Source organism: Paenibacillus sp. N3/727 (assembly GCF_022637315.1).
GTDB classification, from domain to species: domain Bacteria; phylum Bacillota; class Bacilli; order Paenibacillales; family Paenibacillaceae; genus Paenibacillus_AQ; species Paenibacillus_AQ uliginis.
Genome location: NZ_CP093336.1, coordinates 3,218,944 through 3,238,096 on the forward strand (window position 1 = coordinate 3,218,944; position 19,153 = coordinate 3,238,096).

General features: G+C 43.7%; 13 protein-coding genes and 2 pseudogenes. 2 read left to right on the forward strand and 13 right to left on the reverse strand.

All coding sequences use genetic code 11. The features are described from left to right. Positions 1 to 34 precede the first annotated feature (34 nt). From cydC to MNQ98_RS14730, 6 genes and pseudogenes are all read right to left on the reverse strand, one after another. A complete protein-coding gene (cydC, locus tag MNQ98_RS14705; protein ID WP_241928930.1) occupies positions 35 to 1,762 on the reverse strand; it encodes a thiol reductant ABC exporter subunit CydC in 1,728 nt (575 codons plus the stop codon). Further along, positions 1,759 to 3,570: a thiol reductant ABC exporter subunit CydD gene (gene cydD / locus MNQ98_RS14710; RefSeq protein ID WP_241928931.1), complete on the reverse strand. Its 1,812-nt coding sequence runs from the start codon at positions 3,568 to 3,570 to the stop codon at positions 1,759 to 1,761. Before cydD ends, cydC begins: the two co-directional genes overlap by 4 nt. 70 nt (positions 3,571 to 3,640) lie before the next feature. Beyond that, positions 3,641 to 4,657, reverse strand: a complete 1,017-nt coding sequence (locus MNQ98_RS14715) for a cytochrome d ubiquinol oxidase subunit II (protein WP_241928932.1) — start codon at positions 4,655 to 4,657, stop codon at positions 3,641 to 3,643. Continuing rightward, complete coding sequence (locus MNQ98_RS14720; protein ID WP_241928933.1) at positions 4,654 to 6,018, reverse strand: cytochrome ubiquinol oxidase subunit I; 1,365 nt, start codon at positions 6,016 to 6,018, stop codon at positions 4,654 to 4,656. Before MNQ98_RS14720 ends, MNQ98_RS14715 begins: the two co-directional genes overlap by 4 nt. Before the next feature lie 1,087 nt (positions 6,019 to 7,105). Beyond that, positions 7,106 to 7,400 (reverse strand): annotated as a pseudogene (locus tag MNQ98_RS14725) (GNAT family N-acetyltransferase); the annotation flags it as partial. Between the two features lie 176 nt (positions 7,401 to 7,576). Next, a pseudogene (locus tag MNQ98_RS14730) lies at positions 7,577 to 7,801 on the reverse strand (NAD(P)H-dependent oxidoreductase); the annotation flags it as partial. Between the two features lie 273 nt (positions 7,802 to 8,074). Between MNQ98_RS14730 and MNQ98_RS14735 the strand changes: the two are divergent. Then, a complete protein-coding gene (locus tag MNQ98_RS14735; protein ID WP_241928934.1) occupies positions 8,075 to 8,581 on the forward strand; it encodes an Rrf2 family transcriptional regulator in 507 nt (168 codons plus the stop codon). Positions 8,582 to 9,170: 589 nt separating this feature from the next. Here MNQ98_RS14735 and MNQ98_RS14740 read toward each other — a convergent pair. Further along, complete coding sequence (locus tag MNQ98_RS14740) at positions 9,171 to 10,439, reverse strand: cytosine deaminase (protein ID WP_241928935.1); 1,269 nt, start codon at positions 10,437 to 10,439, stop codon at positions 9,171 to 9,173. Continuing rightward, positions 10,408 to 11,685: a cytosine permease gene (gene codB / locus MNQ98_RS14745; protein ID WP_241933928.1), complete on the reverse strand. Its 1,278-nt coding sequence runs from the start codon at positions 11,683 to 11,685 to the stop codon at positions 10,408 to 10,410. Before codB ends, MNQ98_RS14740 begins: the two co-directional genes overlap by 32 nt. A gap of 764 nt (positions 11,686 to 12,449) precedes the next feature. Here codB and MNQ98_RS14750 point away from each other — a divergent pair. Next, on the forward strand, positions 12,450 to 13,328 hold the full coding sequence (locus MNQ98_RS14750; RefSeq protein ID WP_241928936.1) for an AraC family transcriptional regulator: 879 nt from the start codon (positions 12,450 to 12,452) through the stop codon (positions 13,326 to 13,328). Positions 13,329 to 13,416: 88 nt separating this feature from the next. Here MNQ98_RS14750 and MNQ98_RS14755 read toward each other — a convergent pair whose 3' ends face one another. The 5 genes from MNQ98_RS14755 to MNQ98_RS14780 all read right to left on the reverse strand — a co-directional run bounded on the left by MNQ98_RS14755 (position 13,417) and on the right by MNQ98_RS14780 (position 18,923). Then, entirely contained in the window at positions 13,417 to 14,388 is a 972-nt protein-coding gene (locus tag MNQ98_RS14755; protein ID WP_241928937.1) for an alpha-L-fucosidase, read from the reverse strand. A gap of 1,158 nt (positions 14,389 to 15,546) precedes the next feature. Beyond that, positions 15,547 to 16,707, reverse strand: a complete 1,161-nt coding sequence (locus tag MNQ98_RS14765) for a 1-deoxy-D-xylulose-5-phosphate reductoisomerase (RefSeq protein ID WP_241928938.1) — start codon at positions 16,705 to 16,707, stop codon at positions 15,547 to 15,549. Positions 16,708 to 16,862: 155 nt separating this feature from the next. After that, positions 16,863 to 17,402, reverse strand: coding sequence for a GNAT family N-acetyltransferase (locus MNQ98_RS14770; RefSeq protein ID WP_241928939.1), 540 nt, complete (start codon positions 17,400 to 17,402; stop codon positions 16,863 to 16,865). Positions 17,403 to 18,201: 799 nt separating this feature from the next. Then, a complete protein-coding gene (locus tag MNQ98_RS14775) occupies positions 18,202 to 18,444 on the reverse strand; it encodes an HD domain-containing protein (protein ID WP_241928940.1) in 243 nt (80 codons plus the stop codon). Between the two features lie 53 nt (positions 18,445 to 18,497). Beyond that, the gene (locus MNQ98_RS14780) at positions 18,498 to 18,923 is read right to left on the reverse strand and encodes an NUDIX hydrolase (RefSeq protein ID WP_241928941.1); all 426 of its coding nucleotides are present in this window, start codon (positions 18,921 to 18,923) and stop codon (positions 18,498 to 18,500) included. Positions 18,924 to 19,153: the final 230 nt, after the last annotated feature.

Here is a 19,153-nt window from a genome sequence, read left to right on the forward strand (position 1 = left end):
GCAGAACGACAGCGGACGAAATGAGCAGCGCTCTTTACACTTCATCTTCTCCGATCATTTGCCGTTCGATTTTCTTCATCTCATAAAAATAACCTTTTTGCTTCATCAACGCTGAATAGGAACCCGTTTCCACTATCCTGCCTTGGTCCAAGACTACAATCCGATCCATCTTTTCCAATCCGGTAAGTCGATGACAGATCAAGAGAAGCGTATCTTCAGCCGCCTGTGCAAAGAGATGCTGCATTACTCGTTGCTCTGTCATGTAATCCAGTGAGGATGTTGGTTCGTCCAGAAGCCATAACCGTCCTTTACGAAGCATGGCCCGCGCCAGAGCCAGGCGCTGCTTCTCGCCATCCGATAGGTTTTCCCCTTTTTCATACACCATATCGGTCAACGATGTATTCGGCAGTTGCACTTTGGCCAGTACAGCCGACAATTGTTCATCAGAATGTTCTTCTTCATTTAACAGCAGGTTGTCCCGGATCGTTCCCCGAAAGAAGTGACTTTGCTGCAAGACTACATTCGACGTTTGCCAAATGCTCGCCTCATCCAGTTCCTTCACCGAAACGTCGTTTAATCGTATATCGCCAGCCGTTGGTGTACGCAGCTTGAGCAGCAATTCGATAATCGTTGACTTTCCTGACCCGCTCGGCCCGACAATCGCCGTTTTGGAGCCTGGTAAAAAATGCAGGGACAACTCCCTAAGCGCTGGTCTCCACTCCCCTTCATATTGAAAGGTAACACGGGATAGCTCCATCGAAACGGCCTGATCGGCAGACAACGCACCGTCTGGCTGCGCAGACTGCACATCGGAGGTCTGTATCGTTTCCGTCAGTCGTTTGGCTGCGTGTTCGCTATCCTGCTTATATGCGGGCAATGTGGCCATTGCCGCAGCTTCTTCGAATACCGTAAACGAGGCCATGATCAGCATGGCAAGAAACACGCCAGCAAGCGCTCCGTCCATAATTAAATAGGCGCCAATTGCCAGCACACCCCAGGAAATGAGAAATGTAACAAAAGCGTGCATGGATTGCCCGAGCAGCAATTGCCCGGCTGCTCGTTGCTGCTCGGCTGCCAATGAAGCGGAGGCCTGTTGAAGCTGCTGGTCCCGCTGTGCCAATTGCCCGTACACTTTCAAATCCCGGAAACCATACAACACTTCGGTTACTTCCGTGGAAAGCAATGCCCGTTGCAGGCGAACACGTCCATGTATTTTCCGCTGCCCTAGCAAAACAATTCCCGGCACAACCAATGCCGTTGCCAGCATTCCTAGCACAAACAAGCACGCAATCCAGAACGAAAAGGCAGAAGTAAACAGCATCGTAGCCAAAAAGACCATGACGACAATGATCGGCGGATAAGCGACGCGCAAAAAATAATTTTGCAAGCTCTCCACATCCCCAACGATCCGCGCAAGTAGATCCCCACTTCGATTTTTGTTCAATATACCAGGCGTTAAAGGAATAAGCTTGGCAAAAAAGGATGTCCGCAAACGGCTAAGCATGGAGAACGTCGCCCGGTGGGAATACAAGCGTTCTCCGTAACGACTCGCCGCCCGAAGCAGACCCAGCAGTTTGACCATCGAGGTGAGCACAATTAACGTGTAAAGCGGTGGGGCAAATACCGTTTGCGAAATTAGATACCCACTCGCGGAAAAGAGGGCCACACCTGCTATGCCGGCGATAAATCCGCCCAAAATCGAAAGGAAGATATCCTTACGCTCCTGAATCATCGCCTTTGACAGAATAGCCAGCTCATTCATGCTAACCCTCCTTTTCGTTGAACATCAACCATCTCGGCATACTGAGGCAGGCGCTCCAGTAACTCGTCATGACGTCCCGAATCCACTAACACTCCATTGTCTATAAACAAGATCTTGTCGGCATGTTGAATCGTATATAATCGGTGAGCCACCGTAATCATCGTCGCCGTTTTGGCCAGTGACGCAATGGAGCGTTGCAATACCCGCTCGGTGTGCAAATCCAGTCCCACTGTGGGTTCATCAAACAAAATGATGGCAGGTCGCTTCAAAAAAGCGCGTGCCAAGGCTAGGCGTTGCTTTTCCCCACCAGACAGTCCCCTGCCTCCTTCACCAACAAAGGTATCTAATCCCTGCTCCAATTGAGCGGCAACCGCAGCTAGTCCAGCTTCCTCCGCAGCCTGTTCAATTTCAGCCCTGGAGACGTTCCGCCCCGCACCAATCGCAATATTTTCAGCAAAAGTGCCTGCAAAAATATACGGATGCTGTGTAATGTAGCTAACACGTTCGAACCATGCGGCCTCAACGTATTGCGAGAGTGGGCTTCCATTCACCAGAATCGTTCCTGATGCTGGTTTCAGCAAACCCGCAATGAGATGGAGTAAAGTTGTTTTCCCTGAGCCACTTTTTCCAACAATGGCAATGTGTTCTCCCGGTCCAAGCGAAATCCGGCCTGCCTCAAGTTCAAATGAATCAAGTGCATACCGGAACCGGAGATGGTCCAGTTCAATGGATGGTGGCATTGGAATCATCTCTGCAGGGGCTGTCCGGAACCCGTCCGTCTGTGCCATCACATCGTTCCTATCGCTTGTGTACGTTCCCTCTTCACCCTCGGTTGGGGTGCTTCTGTTGCTCGTTTCCTCAAGCATCTGTTCCACCTTACGAACCGCCCCCATACTTGTGCGGCCACTGTGAAAGGCCGTTCCCGTATTCTTTAACAGGCTGTAAAACTCGGGAACGAGCAACAAAACGAGAAAGGCGGTGTGGAACGTCATAGATTTGAAAACGAGCAACTGGATGGCCAGTTCGAGAGCGACAATGCCAATGCTTAGCATCACGATTGATTCCAGCATGAAGGTATTCGTAAACGCAATCTTCAAAATGCCCATCGTGGCATCACGGTAACCCAGACTACTGCGTTCAATCTTCTGTTGCTGACGGTGAGCCCGTCCAAATATTTTCAATGTCACCAGCCCTTGAAGAGAATCCAGAAACGTACCTGAAAACTCAGCCAGTTGCGCATATTTTTCTTCGGATTTGTTCTTCGTCTTCAGCCCTACCAAAATCATGAACAATGGGATAAACGGAGCTGTAAACAATAGAATGAAACCTGTGTTGGCATGTTGAGTAAATGTAACGACCAAAATCAGAATCGGGATGATAGCAGCTTCCATCATACGCGGCATGTACTGACTGAAATAACTATCAGCCTCATCCACAGCATCCAGAGCAATACTGACCTTCCCTCCCGTCTGTCCACGAAGGGTTGAAGGCATGGAAGCATGGGTCAAGTTTTGCAGCACGGCTGCGCGCATATTTGTCTTGGCACGGGCAGCCATATGCAAGCCAACTTTCCCGTTCCCATACGACAACAGTGTGCGTACAGCCATAACAGCCAGCAGTATGCCGAGCAATATGACAACCGATGAAAAGGAAGCTCTCTCCACAAAAATCCGCTGGACTGCTTCAGCAAGCAATGCGGCCTGGCTTATAATAGCTACACCAAGCGCCACCGAAAGGATAGCAAGAAGAATCATATTTTTCCTTTGTAAAGACATTTGCTGAGAGATCAGACTGGATTTCCTCTTCACAGAACTCTCCTCCTTTATATATAAAGGCCTGCAAGGGAACCCCTCACATGACATAATGGATCAATCCACTTTATTTCTTTCCTTTTACATAATCCGCATCAAACAGGAAAAGTCTGAACACTAGAATCAGGGAAGGGATCAACAGGCACAGACCACCGATAAACACAACCACTAGCGCGAAGCCCATCGATGGTGAAGTGGCGCTGCTTTGAATCGTGATGTATGGATCAAGAATATAAGGGTATTGCCCAATCCCGTAAGCGAAAAAGGCGCTGAAAAATTGCAGCATGATACATATAAAAGCTAATCCGTAACGGCGTCCGTTATACAACAGCCACATCGCGATCATGAAGAAAGCAACGGAAAGCGCAAGCAACCACCATAAATCCATCATATTTTGAAAATGGCGCTCATTGTGTTGACCCAAATAGATAAATGCTGTCAGTGCGAGAATTATCGTCGGTGTGCTCCAAAACAGGGCGTAGTTCCGCATCAGCTTCAACGCGGAATGATCCTCTGCCCGAGAAGCGTAAAATGTCAGAAATGAGCCGCTAATGAACAAAACGGACACGATTGCCAGTCCAACGATGCTCCACGATAACGGATTGGTAAACAGCGCCCAGTAATCCAGAGAAACCGTCTCCCCCTGCTTCACGATAAAGCCGCCTTCAGACAAAGTTAGCGCCACTGACAACGAAGCTGGAATAAGCAAACCTGTAGCTCCGTACAAAAAAAGATATACTATGTTTTTCTTGGAACCGTAATTTTCAAAAGCATAGAACGAACCGCGAATCGCAAGAAGAATAACTGCAATGCTTCCCGGAACAAGCAGCGCGGAGCCATAATAATAGGCTGTGTCTGGAAAAAATCCGACGATGCCAATGTAGAAAAAAATAAAAAATACATTTGTGATCTCCCAAACGGGTGATAAATAACGGGAAATCAGACGATTAATCAGATGATCCTGCTTCGTCAAACGTGCATAAAAGGCGAAGAATCCCGCTCCGAAATCAATGGAAGCTATAATTAAATAGCCGTACAAGAACAGCCAGAGCACCGAGATGCCAATCAATTCGTAACTCATCATGCAGTGCCCCCCTTTTCCGTAGATTGATTAGGATGATCCTTCATCCATTTCTCCATCTCAACTTCTGCCGGATTATTGTTGAACAAGCGTCTTAGCACGATTACACACATACTGCCGAGTACGATGTACAGGAGCAATAAGCCGAAGAATATAATTCTTACATTCGGTGAAGACGTAGCGGCCTCCTCTACACGCATATATCCACGGATAATCCATGGCTGGCGCCCCACTTCTGCATAAAACCAGCCCAGCTCTACAGCCAGAAAAGCGAGCGGTGCGCTCAATGCGATGATCCGTAGCATCCACTTGTTAAGCTCATTGCGCTTTTTCCAGAACACAAACAGGAAATATAGGACCGAAATCGCGAGCAGAGCAAATCCAATTCCGGCCATTAAATCAAACAAGTAATGAACGAGAAGTGGCGGCCATTCATCCTTGGGGAATTCCTCCAGCCCCGTTACCTCAGCATTAAAGTCTCCAAAGGCCAGGAAGCTGAGCACCTTCGGCAGATGAAGAGCCCCTAGAACTTCATGCTCTGCATTCAGCCATCCCATTAGAACCAAATCCACACCGCTGCCCGTCTCAAAATGCCACTCTGCCGCTGCAAGCTTCTCCGGCTGATGCTCGGCCAAAAACTTGGCGGACACATCTCCAGCTAAAGTGTTCAGCAAGCCGAACAGCAAAACAACCGCCATCATGAGATTCAAGGATTTTTTGTGGTATGCGGACACCCCTTTTCTCAGCATTGCAAACGCTGCAATCCCGGCTAACAAGGCAGCTCCTGTCAAATAAGCAGAGCTTAATACATGGAACACCTTGGAGAACGTCGCCGTATTCAGCATCGCTTGCACCGGGTTAATCGCTGTGAATTGCCCTGCTTCCATGACAAAGCCTCCAGGCTGGTTCATGAATCCGTTCACCGTCGTAATAAAAACGGCAGACATACCTGCCCCGGCGACAATGGGAATCGTCAGCAACCAATGGATATACGGATTTTTGAACCGATCCCACGTATACAAATAAATGCCCAGGAAGATGGCTTCAAAAAAGAACGCGAACACTTCCATGAATAACGGAAGTGCAATGACATTCCCCGCTAATTTCATAAAATTCGGCCACACAAGGGCCAGTTGTAGCGAAATCGCTGTACCAGTCACGACACCAACCGCAACAGAGATGACAAATCCTCGAGACCACCTCTTCGCCATAAGTGTATAATGGGGGTCCTTCTTCCGGATCCCGATGAACTCTGCAATAGCGATCATTAATGGTATACCGACGCCAATCGTCGCAAAAATAACGTGGAACCCGAGAGTCAAGCCTGTTACCAGCCTGCTCCACAGCACCGTATCAATTGCCATTCTTTACTTTCTCCTTTCAACCTCTGTTCATTTTTCGTAATAAATTGATGCTCATGACTAGGCCCGCTACCGTTTGGCTACATCTCATATCCAGTTTGGCCAGAGTAATTGACACCGTTACATTTTCCAGCGCTTAGATGTTCCACTATCTTTGTATGCAAAAAGAGATTTTTTTCACAAAGTAAGGGACGTTGATGCTTTGCCTCACACGCATTGCATTTTACTGCCGTTCGTTACTGGCAGAAGCGAGAGCTGGCGAGCCTGTTCTAACCTGGTACATGTATACAGTCAAAGTACTAGACGAGACCTAATAGTTAAAATTATTATATCTTGGTCTGTAAGCAATTCAATCACTGACACGTCTTCGTCCCTAAACGTTCAAGAAAGGATCAACTCTTTCTGACAACTAGGTGAAAAACACAAAAAATACCCGATCGAGCTATTGATTCATTCAGCTCATATGTGGTATTACAAGTCTACTCGCATATCGATTTATGCTAGGTGTGCCGTGCCTGTTATGGATGGCTTATTCAGTGCCTTTGGCGTCACCTGTCGAAGACCTATCCCCATTGCATTCCCTTTATACTCTCTTTTAAAGAAAGATACATTCTATTGAAGTTACCCCTGTCAAGTAGACAGTAATGAAAGAAGATCACTAAGCACCTTAGTTCGGTATTCAACCGGACTAAGGGCTTAATTTCTTTTGGAATCGATGGTGGTTTTGAAAGTGGATATAGCGGTGGACTTCGTTCATTAATTGCTTCGGGATACTAGCATTGTCGAGACAATTGCCCTTACGTGAAATACTTGACTGTATGCAGTGACACTTTAAAAGCTTGTCGTAGGGCTTGGATGTGTATTGGAATCCTCGATCACTATGGAGGGAGTAGACCACGTGTTTTTCGATTGTGGATCGCCTTTTTCACTGTATCGAGAACAAGCCGGATGTTATTGCGCGGACAGAGAACTATCGTGCCCCGTTAGTTCAATGAAGTTATCTTTTGTAATAACCCAAAACTGTCGCTATGGTAAAGTATAAACGTTCCAAGCTATGCTACTTACAATTCAAAATAGGCAGAAAATCAAATCAATCTGATATTAATTTGGAATAGATATTGAGATCATTAAACTTTCCTTCTACTCTTTTATATTGTCTAAGTGTTCCTGCAAACGTAAAGTTGAGCTTTTGTATAAGCTTATAGAATTCACGTTTTCGTGGTTAACCTTTGCTTCGATTCGATTCAACTTTAAAGATGAGAATGCGGATCTAACAAAGAACAGATAGCTTCTGAAGTGTATCCTCTTCCCCAAAATGATTTAGCAATGTCATATCCAATTTCTGCTTTTTCATTTTCAAAATCAAAGGAATTATAACCACAAGATAAACGTTCTGTGTGTAACTCTGTAATCAATACTTTTACCTCCATTATATTTTAATGTCAGGTTTAAGATATTGACATCTGCGCATAGTTCAGTCCCTTCATTTTTGAAGTTTCATTATACATGAGCTTAAGGGTTTATCTACGATCGGCTTTTGTTATTAAACTTCTCCGTTAGCTTATTTCACTGCTAATTTTAAAGCGGCTTCTTCAGCTTCTTTATATGCTTTTCGTAATATTTCATCTCTGTCCAGTATATCAGTACCTTGCACTCGAAGAATTTGATAATCTTCAATACCAAAAAAATTGAACATCGACTTCAAGTATTTATGCGAATATTCAATTTCGGTATACCAGTCATTATTGGTATAGATTGCCCCACTTCCTTGTATCACAAGCATTTTAGACTAGCTGAAGAGGTGGAATCGACTTCTGGATGTGCATTAATGACAAGCAGTTTGCTCATTGGATGTTTTCTCCTTTAAGTTTTATTTAATCTTAATTGTCGACAATATTAATCGTCGATCAATATAATAGACAATATAAATGTTTCATAGTCTTTTGTCAAATTCTATAGACAATAATTTAAAATTAGTTTTTAATAATTTACAAAAAACATTTAGGGCTTATAATGATTGTTTTGATAGTCTTTTTTCAATGAAAGCAGGTGAGTCTATATGCAGTATAGTGTTATGGTTGAATATGCATTGCATAGCCTTGTTTATTTAATAGACGTACCCGAAGAGGAAAGTATTGGAATAAAAGGCCTTTCAGAATTTCAAGGGCTTTCAGAAACATATCTCTCAAAAGTTTTTGGTAAATTATCAAAGGCTGGTATCGTGAGTTCTACACCTGGTGTAAAGGGTGGTTATAAATTAGCTAAGTCCCCCGAAGAAATTTCTTTTTGGGATGTAATAGAAGCAGTTGAAGGAGTAAAACCTATTTTTCAATGTAAAAATGTTTTGAAAAATAATCTTATGTATTTAGATAAAGAATGCTCTTCCTGTACTTCCGCCAATTCTTCTTGTATGATTAACTTAACTATGCTTGAGGCAGAAGAATATATGCGTGAGTTTCTTCGTAATAGGACCCTTGCATGGTTAAATGATGAACTTAATCACGTTTTACCTGAAAAATTGCGGACAGATAGCCGAGAATACTTTATAAGAAAAAACTCAAACTAACTCAAAACGTAATTATTAATATAAACAAAGCCCAGAAAATCTTCTGCAAATTTTCTGGGCTTTATATATTTATTATCAATTACTAACCTCGACAACCGAAATTTTCGGATTATCGATAGGAAACATGAATATGATGGAGAAGCATCCGCAATCAGTAGATCACGAAGCATTAGTAAAAACTTGAAGCCGACCTCCTTTTCAAAAGTGTCTATCTTCCGGGTGATACGCGCATGGTTTTATTTTTTGATATCTACAGGAACCGATATTTTCTTGTTGTAGGTCTTAATATATTGATATCCCTCTCAACGTTTCCCATCCAATTTGAATAAATAAGCGTTATTCGATATTAGCCGGTCCCTTGCCGGGACGATCCGGCCATAAGCAATAAAATAAGCAAGTCCCGAAAGAATAATACACTTTCTTATTTTTAAAAAAACTTCACCAGATGATGTAAATGCGAATGCACCAAAAATCCCCTCTTGTATGCAGGAAGAGTTCACGATCACGCGATCTCTTGTTGCCCTGTCCACCATGAGGGGATTTTGGCTAATGCGCAAGCTCTGCTTGATGCATCGCACGCTTTATTCGATTATTTATTGAAAGTGACCTTCTCTGAACCGCCCTCAAGAACGATCGACGTGTCCCGTGGCTTCGTTTCCGCGATTTTGCGGCCGCCTCTGAACGAATAAAGCACTCCGGCCTGTTTGCGAATGGCCTCATATTCGTTCTCTGCTTCAAGAACGATGAAGTTGGCAGGCTTACCTTCTTCAATGCCGTACACATCCTCGATATGCAACGTTCTTGCGCTATTTTTCGTAATGAGATCGATCGAATTCACGATTTGATCGTAACCGAGCAACTGCGAAGCATGGATGCCCATGTGCAGCACCTGAAGCATGTTGCCCGTGCCTAGCGGATACCATGGATCAAAGATGTCATCGTGACCGAAGCACACATTAAGACCGGCTTCCTGCAGCTCTTTGACGCGAGTCAGCCCTCTTCTTTTCGGATACGTGTCGAAGCGGCCCTGCAGGTGGATGTTGACCAGAGGATTGGAGACGAAATTTAGGTCAACCATCTTCAGCAATCTAAACAATTTGTACGTATATGCATCATTGTATGACCCCATCGCCGTCGTGTGGCTTGCCGTCGTGCGGGAGCCCAGACCGCGTTCGTAGGCTTCTTTGGCGACGACTTCCACGAAACGGGATTGCTCGTCATCGATTTCGTCGCAATGGATGTCGATGAGACGGTCGTATTTTTCGGCGAGGTCAAACGCGACCTTCATTGAATCGACGCCATATTCCCTCGTGAATTCGAAGTGCGGAATGCCGCCGACCACGTCAACGCCCATTTTTAGCGACTCTTCCAGCAATTCCGCGCCGTTCGGGTAGGAGTGAATGCCTTCCTGTGGAAAAGCGACAAGCTGGATGTCAATGTATGGTGCCATTTCTTCTTTCACTTCAAGCATCGCTTTAACTGCGGTCAAGCTTGGATCGGTGACGTCCACATGCGTCCGTACATGCTGGATGCCCTGCGCCATCTGCCACTTCAGTGCCGTTTTGGAGCGTGTTTTGACGTCTTCATGCGTCAGGAATGCCTTGCGTTCTGACCAACGCTGGATGCCCTCGAATAGCGTTCCGCTCAAATTCCATTCCGGCTCGCCCGCCGTTAACGTTGTATCCAGATGAATATGAGGTTCAATGAACGGCGGCAGCACAAGCGAGCCGTTGACGTCAATTACTTCCTCATTCGCAGTTGCTTCCAGTGACTGTGTGATTAGCCCAAACTTCCCGTCTTTCACGACGATATTCCATAAACCTTCTTTACCCCGCAATTTTGCGTTCTGTATAATCATGTATTTTCCCCTTTTCTTTGAATTCTTTCGCAGGAACGATCAGCATCAACACGATGTAGGCTACCGCCGTACCGATCAGTGCGTTCAATGGCGTTACTCCTGGGGCCAGCTGGGCGAACGCAACGCCGATGGCCCAAGCCACCATCGCTATCCAGTTTACATTCTTGAAAGTCATGTCGGCAAACGGTTTATAGTTTCTGCGCTTCACTAAGAAGTAGTCCGAGATGATGATAGCCCCGATAGACGGTATCGCTGCGCCCAGCACATTCAGGAAACCGACGAAGTTGTTGTACATCCACATGGCAAATACGGTACCCACGATGCCGTTTACAATGACGAAAAACTTTTTCGGAATTTTAGTGATGTTGGCAAAGCCCAGCCCGGAAGCGTAAAGGGCATTATCGTTGGTCGTCCAGATATTCAGCCCCAGAACGATGATCGCGGGAATGATCAAACCTTGCAGGAACATGACCTCCGAGATATCTGCCAGGTTATAAGCCATTGCGCCGACTGCGCCGAACAGGAACATGAGCGAGTTCCCAAGGAAGAACGAAATGACCGTTGCGGTAACCGCCTGCCGAGAAGTCTGAGAAAACCGGGCAAAATCGGGCGTCAGCGTTCCGCCGCTAATGAATGACCCAATACAAATGGTTAATGCCGCTGCCGCGGTGAGCGACTGTGTCGGCGTGTAATCGAGCAATCCTTGCAGACCGCCCAGCGAGCTTGCTCCTTCGAACACGGAGTAACCGCCGAGAATGGCAATAGCCGGAACCGCAACATAGCCCAGAATGACGAGTGACTTCATACCGAAGATGGCTGATGCCGTCATTGCGAGACCAAACAAGAAGATCAACAGGTACACGTTCCAATCCATCGCTCTGGCGACCGGAACCGCGAACATGGCCACGCCGACGCCGAACCATCCGACCTGCGTGAAGCCGAGCAGGAATGAAGGCAGGTACGACCCTTTCTCACCGAACGAATATTTTGCCAGCAAATGCGTGGAAAGGCCCGTTTTGGCAGCGATATGTGCCAGCGCTCCCGTATAGATGCCGAGTACCAAATTACCCGCAAGCACGATTCCAATGAACTCCATGAACGTCAAGCTGACTCCGAGCGTCCCACCTGCCAGCATGCTTGCCGAAAAGAAAGTGAACGCCAACATTACGGAAAACGTCTTCCCAAAATGGTTTCTCTGCGTTTTCGGCACCTCTTGCCACGAAAACTCTTGATCTTGTTTGCTCATCAGAATACCTCCAGTTAAAGTGTCCTGATACCAAAAAAGCAGAAAAAAGAGGCTACTCATCAAGTCTCAAACTGACAAGTAGCCTCTTTCTTTCATCATAATCCGCGCGATGACGCAGAGCATCCCCTGACGGAATATGCCCTGATTCACGCGTGATTATAAAAATCCGCTGCCCTTGCCAGCCTCTCTGGACTGAATTAAAGGTACCAGTATTCAATTACATTCTATTATTTTGGAAAAACCTACGGTTGTCAATGTTATTATTATCCAATAACTATAATAATAAGTATAGTCTAGCTCTATCCTACTCTACCTAAAGCCTTACAGAACCTCAAAACCAGTTACCCGGAGCACGAATCTTTTTAGATAAATATCAAATCGGTAATCGGTCAGGGTTAATTTTATTATCCAAAAAGAATAGAGAACAGAAGAGGAAAGAGGGATAAAAAGATGTTAGACAAATTACATAATATCATGGATGCGGCTTGTAAATGGAGAAATAAAAAAGTGTAAAAAACGATTAGATAAGTGCCATCCGTCGGGAATGAGGTCAATATCGGGAATGGGATGAGGTTCTTGTCACCCGACATTTTAAGCATTCTTAATTTTTTTACCTCTCTGACTCTCTCCAGTTTTCTTCATTTGACTTTTATTCATTTATAGTCTTATCTCTACCGCTTAAGATGGCAATGCACCATGGATGGGCTGACAGCGCTATCGATTTATAGTACAATTTCTACATTCTTTTCAAAAGGTGATCCGATATGCTTGTACTTGAACTTCATGTCCCGCCCCTTCCTTTGATCGCCACGGTCGGCCATATATTATGGCCGCCGGGGATTGTACATGCGAAGCGTCAATTTGGGGCTTTCGATATCATTGTCTGCGTGAAAGGTACGCTCTACATGGAGGAAAACGGGATTCCATATGACATCAAAGAAGGCATGGTCTTGGTCCTTGAACCTGGGAAGATGCATCGTGGCTACCGCCCGACCGATACCGAAACGGAAGTATATTGGATTCATTTCCAGTATCCAGGATTCCCTCAGCCAGCCTTGATCGACAAAACGAACTGGCAGCAGCCTCTGCTCAATCGAACGGACCAGGATATAGAGGTTCATCCAGGTATGGTCGATATCCCGAAATTTACGGTCATCGATTTGCGCCCGATCCTGCCGCTGCTCACGGAAATGATACATGTGCATAGCATGTTATCTGCTTCGCGATCCTACGAGCTACAAATATTATTCGGCCGATTTCTCTTAGAACTACAATACAGTTTACGAAACCGCAGTCCGCAAGCCCGCTCTCTTTCTCTCGGGGAGCAAGTCGCTTCCTATTTGGCCAAACATTTGGAACAACCCTTCGACGCCGTAGGAATGGAAAATGACCTTCATTACCACTTCGATTATTTAGCCCGCTGCTTGAAGCAGTATTCAGGGATGAGCCCCTTGCAATATAGGCATCATCTTCAGATTGAACGAGCCAAACAATTATTAGCGCATTCAGAACTGTCAATCATTCAAATCGCTACGCGATGCGGGTTCAGCGACAATAACTATTTCACGCGCCTATTTAAACGTCACACTTCCTTTACGCCAGGAGAGTTCCGTAAACGGTATCAGTTTATTGTAATGGATTGAACCTACCTCAGCATGCATCGGACGAGAAAAAGCGCTTGTCAAATCGAATGAACAAGCGCTTTTATATTCGGCATCGTTTCGGTTAATCTTACTGTCGATGCAACCAGTTTGTAGGAATTGTTACCAGATCCTCTGGTTTTCGGTATCTTCCTCCGATTTTTTTGAACCGCTCGATGATATTGGCGTCAAACAGCCCATGCGGATTCGGCGAGCCATTTAATAAGAATGTCACGTTATGGCTGTTCGCATCATGTATTTTGTCTAAGACCCAATCCGTCGTTTTAAGATCCATCGTCGTATCCATTGCTCTCCAGAACCATGTATCCGTCAAAATATTGCAGCTGGCGCCCGGCCCCTCGAAAAAGTCTTCAATTTCCTGTCCGGCAGCATTTTCGTAGAATACGATATCGGAATGATCCAGATTGGATTCACAGCTTATATTCATCAGGAGGCAATTGGGTTGCAATCCCTTCACGAATTCATTTATTTCTTCGAAGGGAAGGTCCTCATACTTCGGGCCCCCCCAATGGGCGTTCCAGCCGTCAATGATGAGAAACGGAATGTCGCCATAACCTGTCAGCAATTCTTCAATTTGGTTTTTAATAAACTGCTTATCTTCCAGGGTACATTTCTTACGGCCGATCTGATGTTGCAGGTCCAGCATCGAGAAATAAAGACCCGCCTCAATTCCTTCCTGCTTGAACGCATCAAGATATTCCTTGACGACATCCCTTTGGCTGGTTGCATTTCGAATACAGTGCTCCGTATACTGTGTCGGCCACAAGCTGAAGCCTTCATGATGCTTGGCCGTTAGGGCGGCGAAGCTCATTCCCGCGGCTTTGGCAACTTGTGCCCATTGCGTACAATCCAGTTGGTCCGGATTCCAATCTGACGGATTGAACGGGAACCTACGCGGCTCATCATGATTCTCGTGTCCATATTCCCAGTCTTTCATCTCCGTGTCTGCGAACTGGAAAGTAGCGCTGTTAAAGTGTATAAACATGCCGAATCTTTGATTCACGAACCATAACTGTCGTTGTAGCATAGCCTGGTGATCCATATCACTGCCTCCTCGAACTGTGTTAACTCATCCTTAGATGATATCTACCACTGTAAAGGATTACACCCATGGATTCATCGGTCTACGGCGACATCCTATCGTACGATTTCTACTATATCTTACCTGCGATAACTCGATCCTTCTTGTAATTGACCTAAGTTCGCTTGCACCTTCAGGATCGCCTCTACGCCTCGTTCCTCTCACGATTCATAGATGTGTAAGTGCTCCAACGCCAAAAAAAGATGTAAGTGCGGCATTCTTATCCATGATCTTGGTTTGCTATCCATTGTTTCCCTCACGTAAATGGTCATGAGCCGTAATATGATTCGGGCCGTCTCCGTCATTGCTGGAATTCTGCTTATCGGGTTTTCGATCTATTTCGTCTATGAGTTCATCTTGGCGTTGGGGCCGATATCGATATATGCTCTTGAGGCGATTTATTTCAAGTCAAACATTTAGCCATCAATGATTACGCTCTTGATGTCTACATCACCAAGGTAAGCATAGTTTTGTTTGCTGTCTTTATTGTACAGCCACTGGAATCCGTTTTTCGTGGCGCTTGTGGAACCGGAGATCAGAACGATCGTTTTACTTTTGTAGATGCTTGCTAGTAGCTTTCTTTTACAGCGAAATAATCGTTGAGTATTGAATCGTTTTCATTATTAAAATTGTGCTGCATTAAACATTCCTAACGTTGTTAAAAAAGAAAAATAAACGCCAAAAAAACGAAAATGAGCTGACTTCTCAATGTAACTATCTGTAGAAAAAGAAAATTTTCATTTAGGGGTATATCGTGACCCCCTTTCTGTGTTAGTTCAATTAGCATGGTAGTTTCATTTACTTCCTGCTCGCCAATACTTGACTATCTACTTACGATTTCTTTCACGGTTTAGACTCCTTCATTACTCGACATTTGATAATCTGCATAAAACAGTATAAAGCGTTTAAGTATTAAAATATTTTATCGTTTGATTTTATGGCTTGTTAGTGTCATACCACCATGTTAGCCCTCTGTTGTGGGCACTTAAAAGCCGCATTATATGCGGCTTTCATAGTGTACATGTTCTTGTCGTTCGACAGCTTAGCTTGATAAGAGTAAACCAAAACTGTTTTGCTCAATAAATTCAAGGACAATGTCCCGATCCTACGATGGCATAATTATTGATTCGATAATGAGGACGCTATAGAAAATGCCGTTCTTCTTGCCCATTCATCTACTGCAAAAATGTCGTCTAGCGAAGGGCTCGCAATAATATCATGTGAATTCAGCGTCTCGTAAATAATTCGTTCTATATCTAAAAACGCAATTTGATCGTTTAGAAACAACTGATTTGCAACCTCATTGGCTGAATTCAAGACTGCCGTCAGTGACCCGCCTTTATTCCCCGCCTCATATGCATATCCCAAACATGGGAAACGAACAAGATCCGGTTCTTCAAAATGAAGTTGACGTAACTTGGAGAAATCCAGCTTTGGGAAATCTGATGCCAATCGATCAGGATGTTCAAATGCATATTGTATAGGGACTCTCATATCCGGTACACCTAATTGAGCCATAATCGAACCATCCACAAATTCTACCATAGAGTGAATGATACTCTCTTTATGTACCAATACCTCAATCTGCTTATACGGTATATCGAATAGCCAACGTGCTTCCATGACCTCAAAACCTTTATTCATCATCGTCGCGCAATCGATCGTCAGCTTTTTGCCCATCTGCCAGTTAGGGTGTTTTAGCGCGTCAGCTGCTTTAAGAACTTTCATTTCTTCACGGGAAAGATCTCTAAATGCTCCTCCGGACGCCGTCAGAATAAGTTTGTGAATTGCCTGCTTGTTCTCTCCGTTAAGGCACTGAAAAATAGCAGAGTGTTCGCTATCAACCGGGATAAGTCGACAACCGTATTCTTTTGCAACTTCAGTCACGATATGACCTGCAGCTACCAGAGTCTCTTTATTTGCAATAGCAATATCTTTCCGCGCGCGTAGGGCGGCTATTGTCGGTTTAATTCCTAACGCCCCTATAACTGAATTCATAAGAATATCGGCATTTTCATAGGAAGCTACTTCATTGAGTCCTTCTTCCCCATAGACGATTTTTACCGGATATGTAACTTGATTCGCCAACTGATGGGCATGCTCTTTTGAACCAACTGAAATAATATCGGGCTTAAATTCAACAATTTGTTCGATCAACAGGTTAATATTTGTATTGGCGGCCAGCCCTACGATATTAAACTTATCAGGATGTTTCCTGGCGACATCTAATGTCGACTTTCCTATCGACCCTGTAGATCCCAATATACTAATTTTCTTCATGTCGTGTCCCTCCCAATAATTTCTGTGTCTACACCAGAATATACAATATATACTAGTATCATTCAAATTCAGGCGCGATTCCTCTACACCTAGAGTACAGAGTGCTTTTTAGTAAATTTGCACATCTATTTCTCTCCGTTTTTTTGCACAGTTTGTTACGTAGCAACCTCTATTTGCATGACTTTACTGCTTTCTAAAAAGCCTAACCGCTCCACATGATACAAATCATAGATCTGTTGCGTATTATTTATCGATTTATATATTTGCTGGTTTATATCATTTGCTGATTTGGCATACGGTAGCTTTTCTACCGCCTTCTTCGATCGAATATTTTGTTTTCGGATCTTCAAAAATACCGTTTCGATATTATGTTGAAGAAAAAGTTCAGCAAAAAAGGATTCCTTCGCTCGTTGGTTATAACCTTTTCCAAAATAAGGAGTTCCAATCCATGTGGCCAAGAAGCCTGTTTTATTAACAATATCATATAGATCAATGGTACCAATGGGATGTCCCACATCGTTAAGAATCGTTCTAGAAATAATTGTCTCCTGTTCTTCTTCAACGATCAACTGTTTGGTTATGAATAAATATTCTTCATAAGATTGGCATTTATAACGAACGTAAGGAAAAACTGCAGGATCCATCATCAAGTTATACAGTGAATGGCATTCGTGCAAATCACGTTTTTTTAACATTGTATCTACCACCTAGTCCTTTTGATTCGCTATATCGAACAATTTAAGTATATAAAAGGACTTGGGGGATTTTATGAATTCTACATTTTCTTTTTGTAAAATTTATCGTAGAGATTGTATTCCATATCACTCTGGTGAACTCAAAAAGAATCGTCCGTTTGTTATATGATTTTTTCTGAATAGGATAAGTCTGCTTTACACTTTAAATTCTACTGGGCTAATCTGCCCGTTAGCTTAACAAGCTGTAGATGCGCCCAGACATTAGACACTCATCTAATCGGCGAAGTAACCAAGTTCTTGTCATTGAGTTACGACAAGAACTTATATACTTCAAACAAAAAAAGCCGCATTTTATGCGACTTTCAAAGTCTATATGTTTTTGTCGTCAGACAGTCGTCTTCTATTCTTGCATGATGTGTCACATTATATGAGTTGTTTTTCCCAGCTAAAATACTAAGTGGTATTCCGTTATTATCGTATCCGTTTCAATTGTTGGGTCCAATGATAGTGTATTATTTCATGGTACTTACGGTTCCACTTACCGCGATATCCGTATATATGGATTCCTCAATATTAGGAAGCAACCTGTAAATTGATTTTTGAATTACCTTCTCAATTTCTTGCTTAATACTGAAGTAACCCTTCCATAAAATTGGTGAATTAGAATTGATTCCATTTCTCATGGCAGCCGAAACAATTCGCTTTTCTATTGTTGAAAATCCTTTATCATCTGCTAATGCATCACATACTGTAACTAGTTTGTCATAGATAGTCCATTTAATTTGTTTTAGTATTTCACTCAATTGTATCTGTACGTGTGAAGGAATTTCCTTCCAACCATTAATTGTCCGATATCATGTAATAGTCCACTTGTATAAGCTATATTTGGGTCAATTTCGTACCGTGCCTTTAGTAAATCTATTGCTATATACTCCGCCGCTCTTGCCACGTTTATTGAGTGTTGAACCCAAGTTCCTGGATTTGATATTGCCGCTTCATTTAACAATTGCTCTGCATATTTTCTATCTTCAACAAACTCCATTTAATCAACGACTCCATGTTATGTTTTTCAAAAAGAATTTCGCATTTTGCGCTCTAGCAATCCTTTAGCGGAATGGAAAATTCAACATAAAAAGGATGAAGTTCTTCATTCAAACAAAGCTCAATTCTTTGCTTGAAATTTCCCCAATTTACCATTTCTAATGCTGTTTCGATTGGGAAAAATCCTACTTCTAAAGACTCAGGGGTAGTTGTTAATTCACCTCCGACTGGTCTTCCTAAAAATAAAGTGTTACAAATACTAGCACTTACATTTTGAAAAACACCACAAAACTTAGTCACTTCTATATCTATACCGCTCTCTTCCTTTGTTTCCCTGATCGCTGCATCTTTCAATGATTCACCTTCTTCAACCTGCCCTCCTGGCATTTCCCATCCTCGTCTAGGTCCTTTTATCAATAATATTTCGTTATGCTCATTAACTACAATGGTTGCCGCAGAAACTATATGTTTTGGAGCCACTTCATCGTCCTCCCCCTTATATATTAACAAAACTAGACTACCACCAATTTCCTATTACTGTAAACTACTCTTTAGCTTAATGACAGAAGGAGCAGTTGCAGTGGCTGGTCAAGATATTCAATATGACGATTTAAGAGCTGAATATGCGCTCATCCTTACTCAGCTTGTTTGAAACCCTGCTTTACAAGAGTCATATCGCTTATCAAGAACTTAAATTAAAAAAAGATAGA

Bases quoted from the DNA above. Each gene is read 5' to 3' on its own strand.
- cydC (WP_241928930.1), bottom strand. From the start codon at position 1,762: ATGAATGAGCTGGCTATTCTGTCAAAGGCGATGATTCAGGAGCGTAAG.
- MNQ98_RS14715 (WP_241928932.1), bottom strand. From the start codon at position 4,657: ATGATGAGTTACGAATTGATTGGCATCTCGGTGCTCTGGCTGTTCTTG.
- MNQ98_RS14720 (WP_241928933.1), bottom strand. From the start codon at position 6,018: ATGGCAATTGATACGGTGCTGTGGAGCAGGCTGGTAACAGGCTTGACT.
- MNQ98_RS14735 (WP_241928934.1), top strand. From the start codon at position 8,075: ATGCAGTATAGTGTTATGGTTGAATATGCATTGCATAGCCTTGTTTAT.
- MNQ98_RS14740 (WP_241928935.1), bottom strand. From the start codon at position 10,439: ATGATTATACAGAACGCAAAATTGCGGGGTAAAGAAGGTTTATGGAAT.
- codB (WP_241933928.1), bottom strand. From the start codon at position 11,685: ATGAGCAAACAAGATCAAGAGTTTTCGTGGCAAGAGGTGCCGAAAACG.
- MNQ98_RS14750 (WP_241928936.1), top strand. From the start codon at position 12,450: ATGCTTGTACTTGAACTTCATGTCCCGCCCCTTCCTTTGATCGCCACG.
- MNQ98_RS14755 (WP_241928937.1), bottom strand. From the start codon at position 14,388: ATGGATCACCAGGCTATGCTACAACGACAGTTATGGTTCGTGAATCAA.
- MNQ98_RS14765 (WP_241928938.1), bottom strand. From the start codon at position 16,707: ATGAAGAAAATTAGTATATTGGGATCTACAGGGTCGATAGGAAAGTCG.
- MNQ98_RS14770 (WP_241928939.1), bottom strand. From the start codon at position 17,402: ATGTTAAAAAAACGTGATTTGCACGAATGCCATTCACTGTATAACTTG.
- MNQ98_RS14775 (WP_241928940.1), bottom strand. From the start codon at position 18,444: ATGGAGTTTGTTGAAGATAGAAAATATGCAGAGCAATTGTTAAATGAA.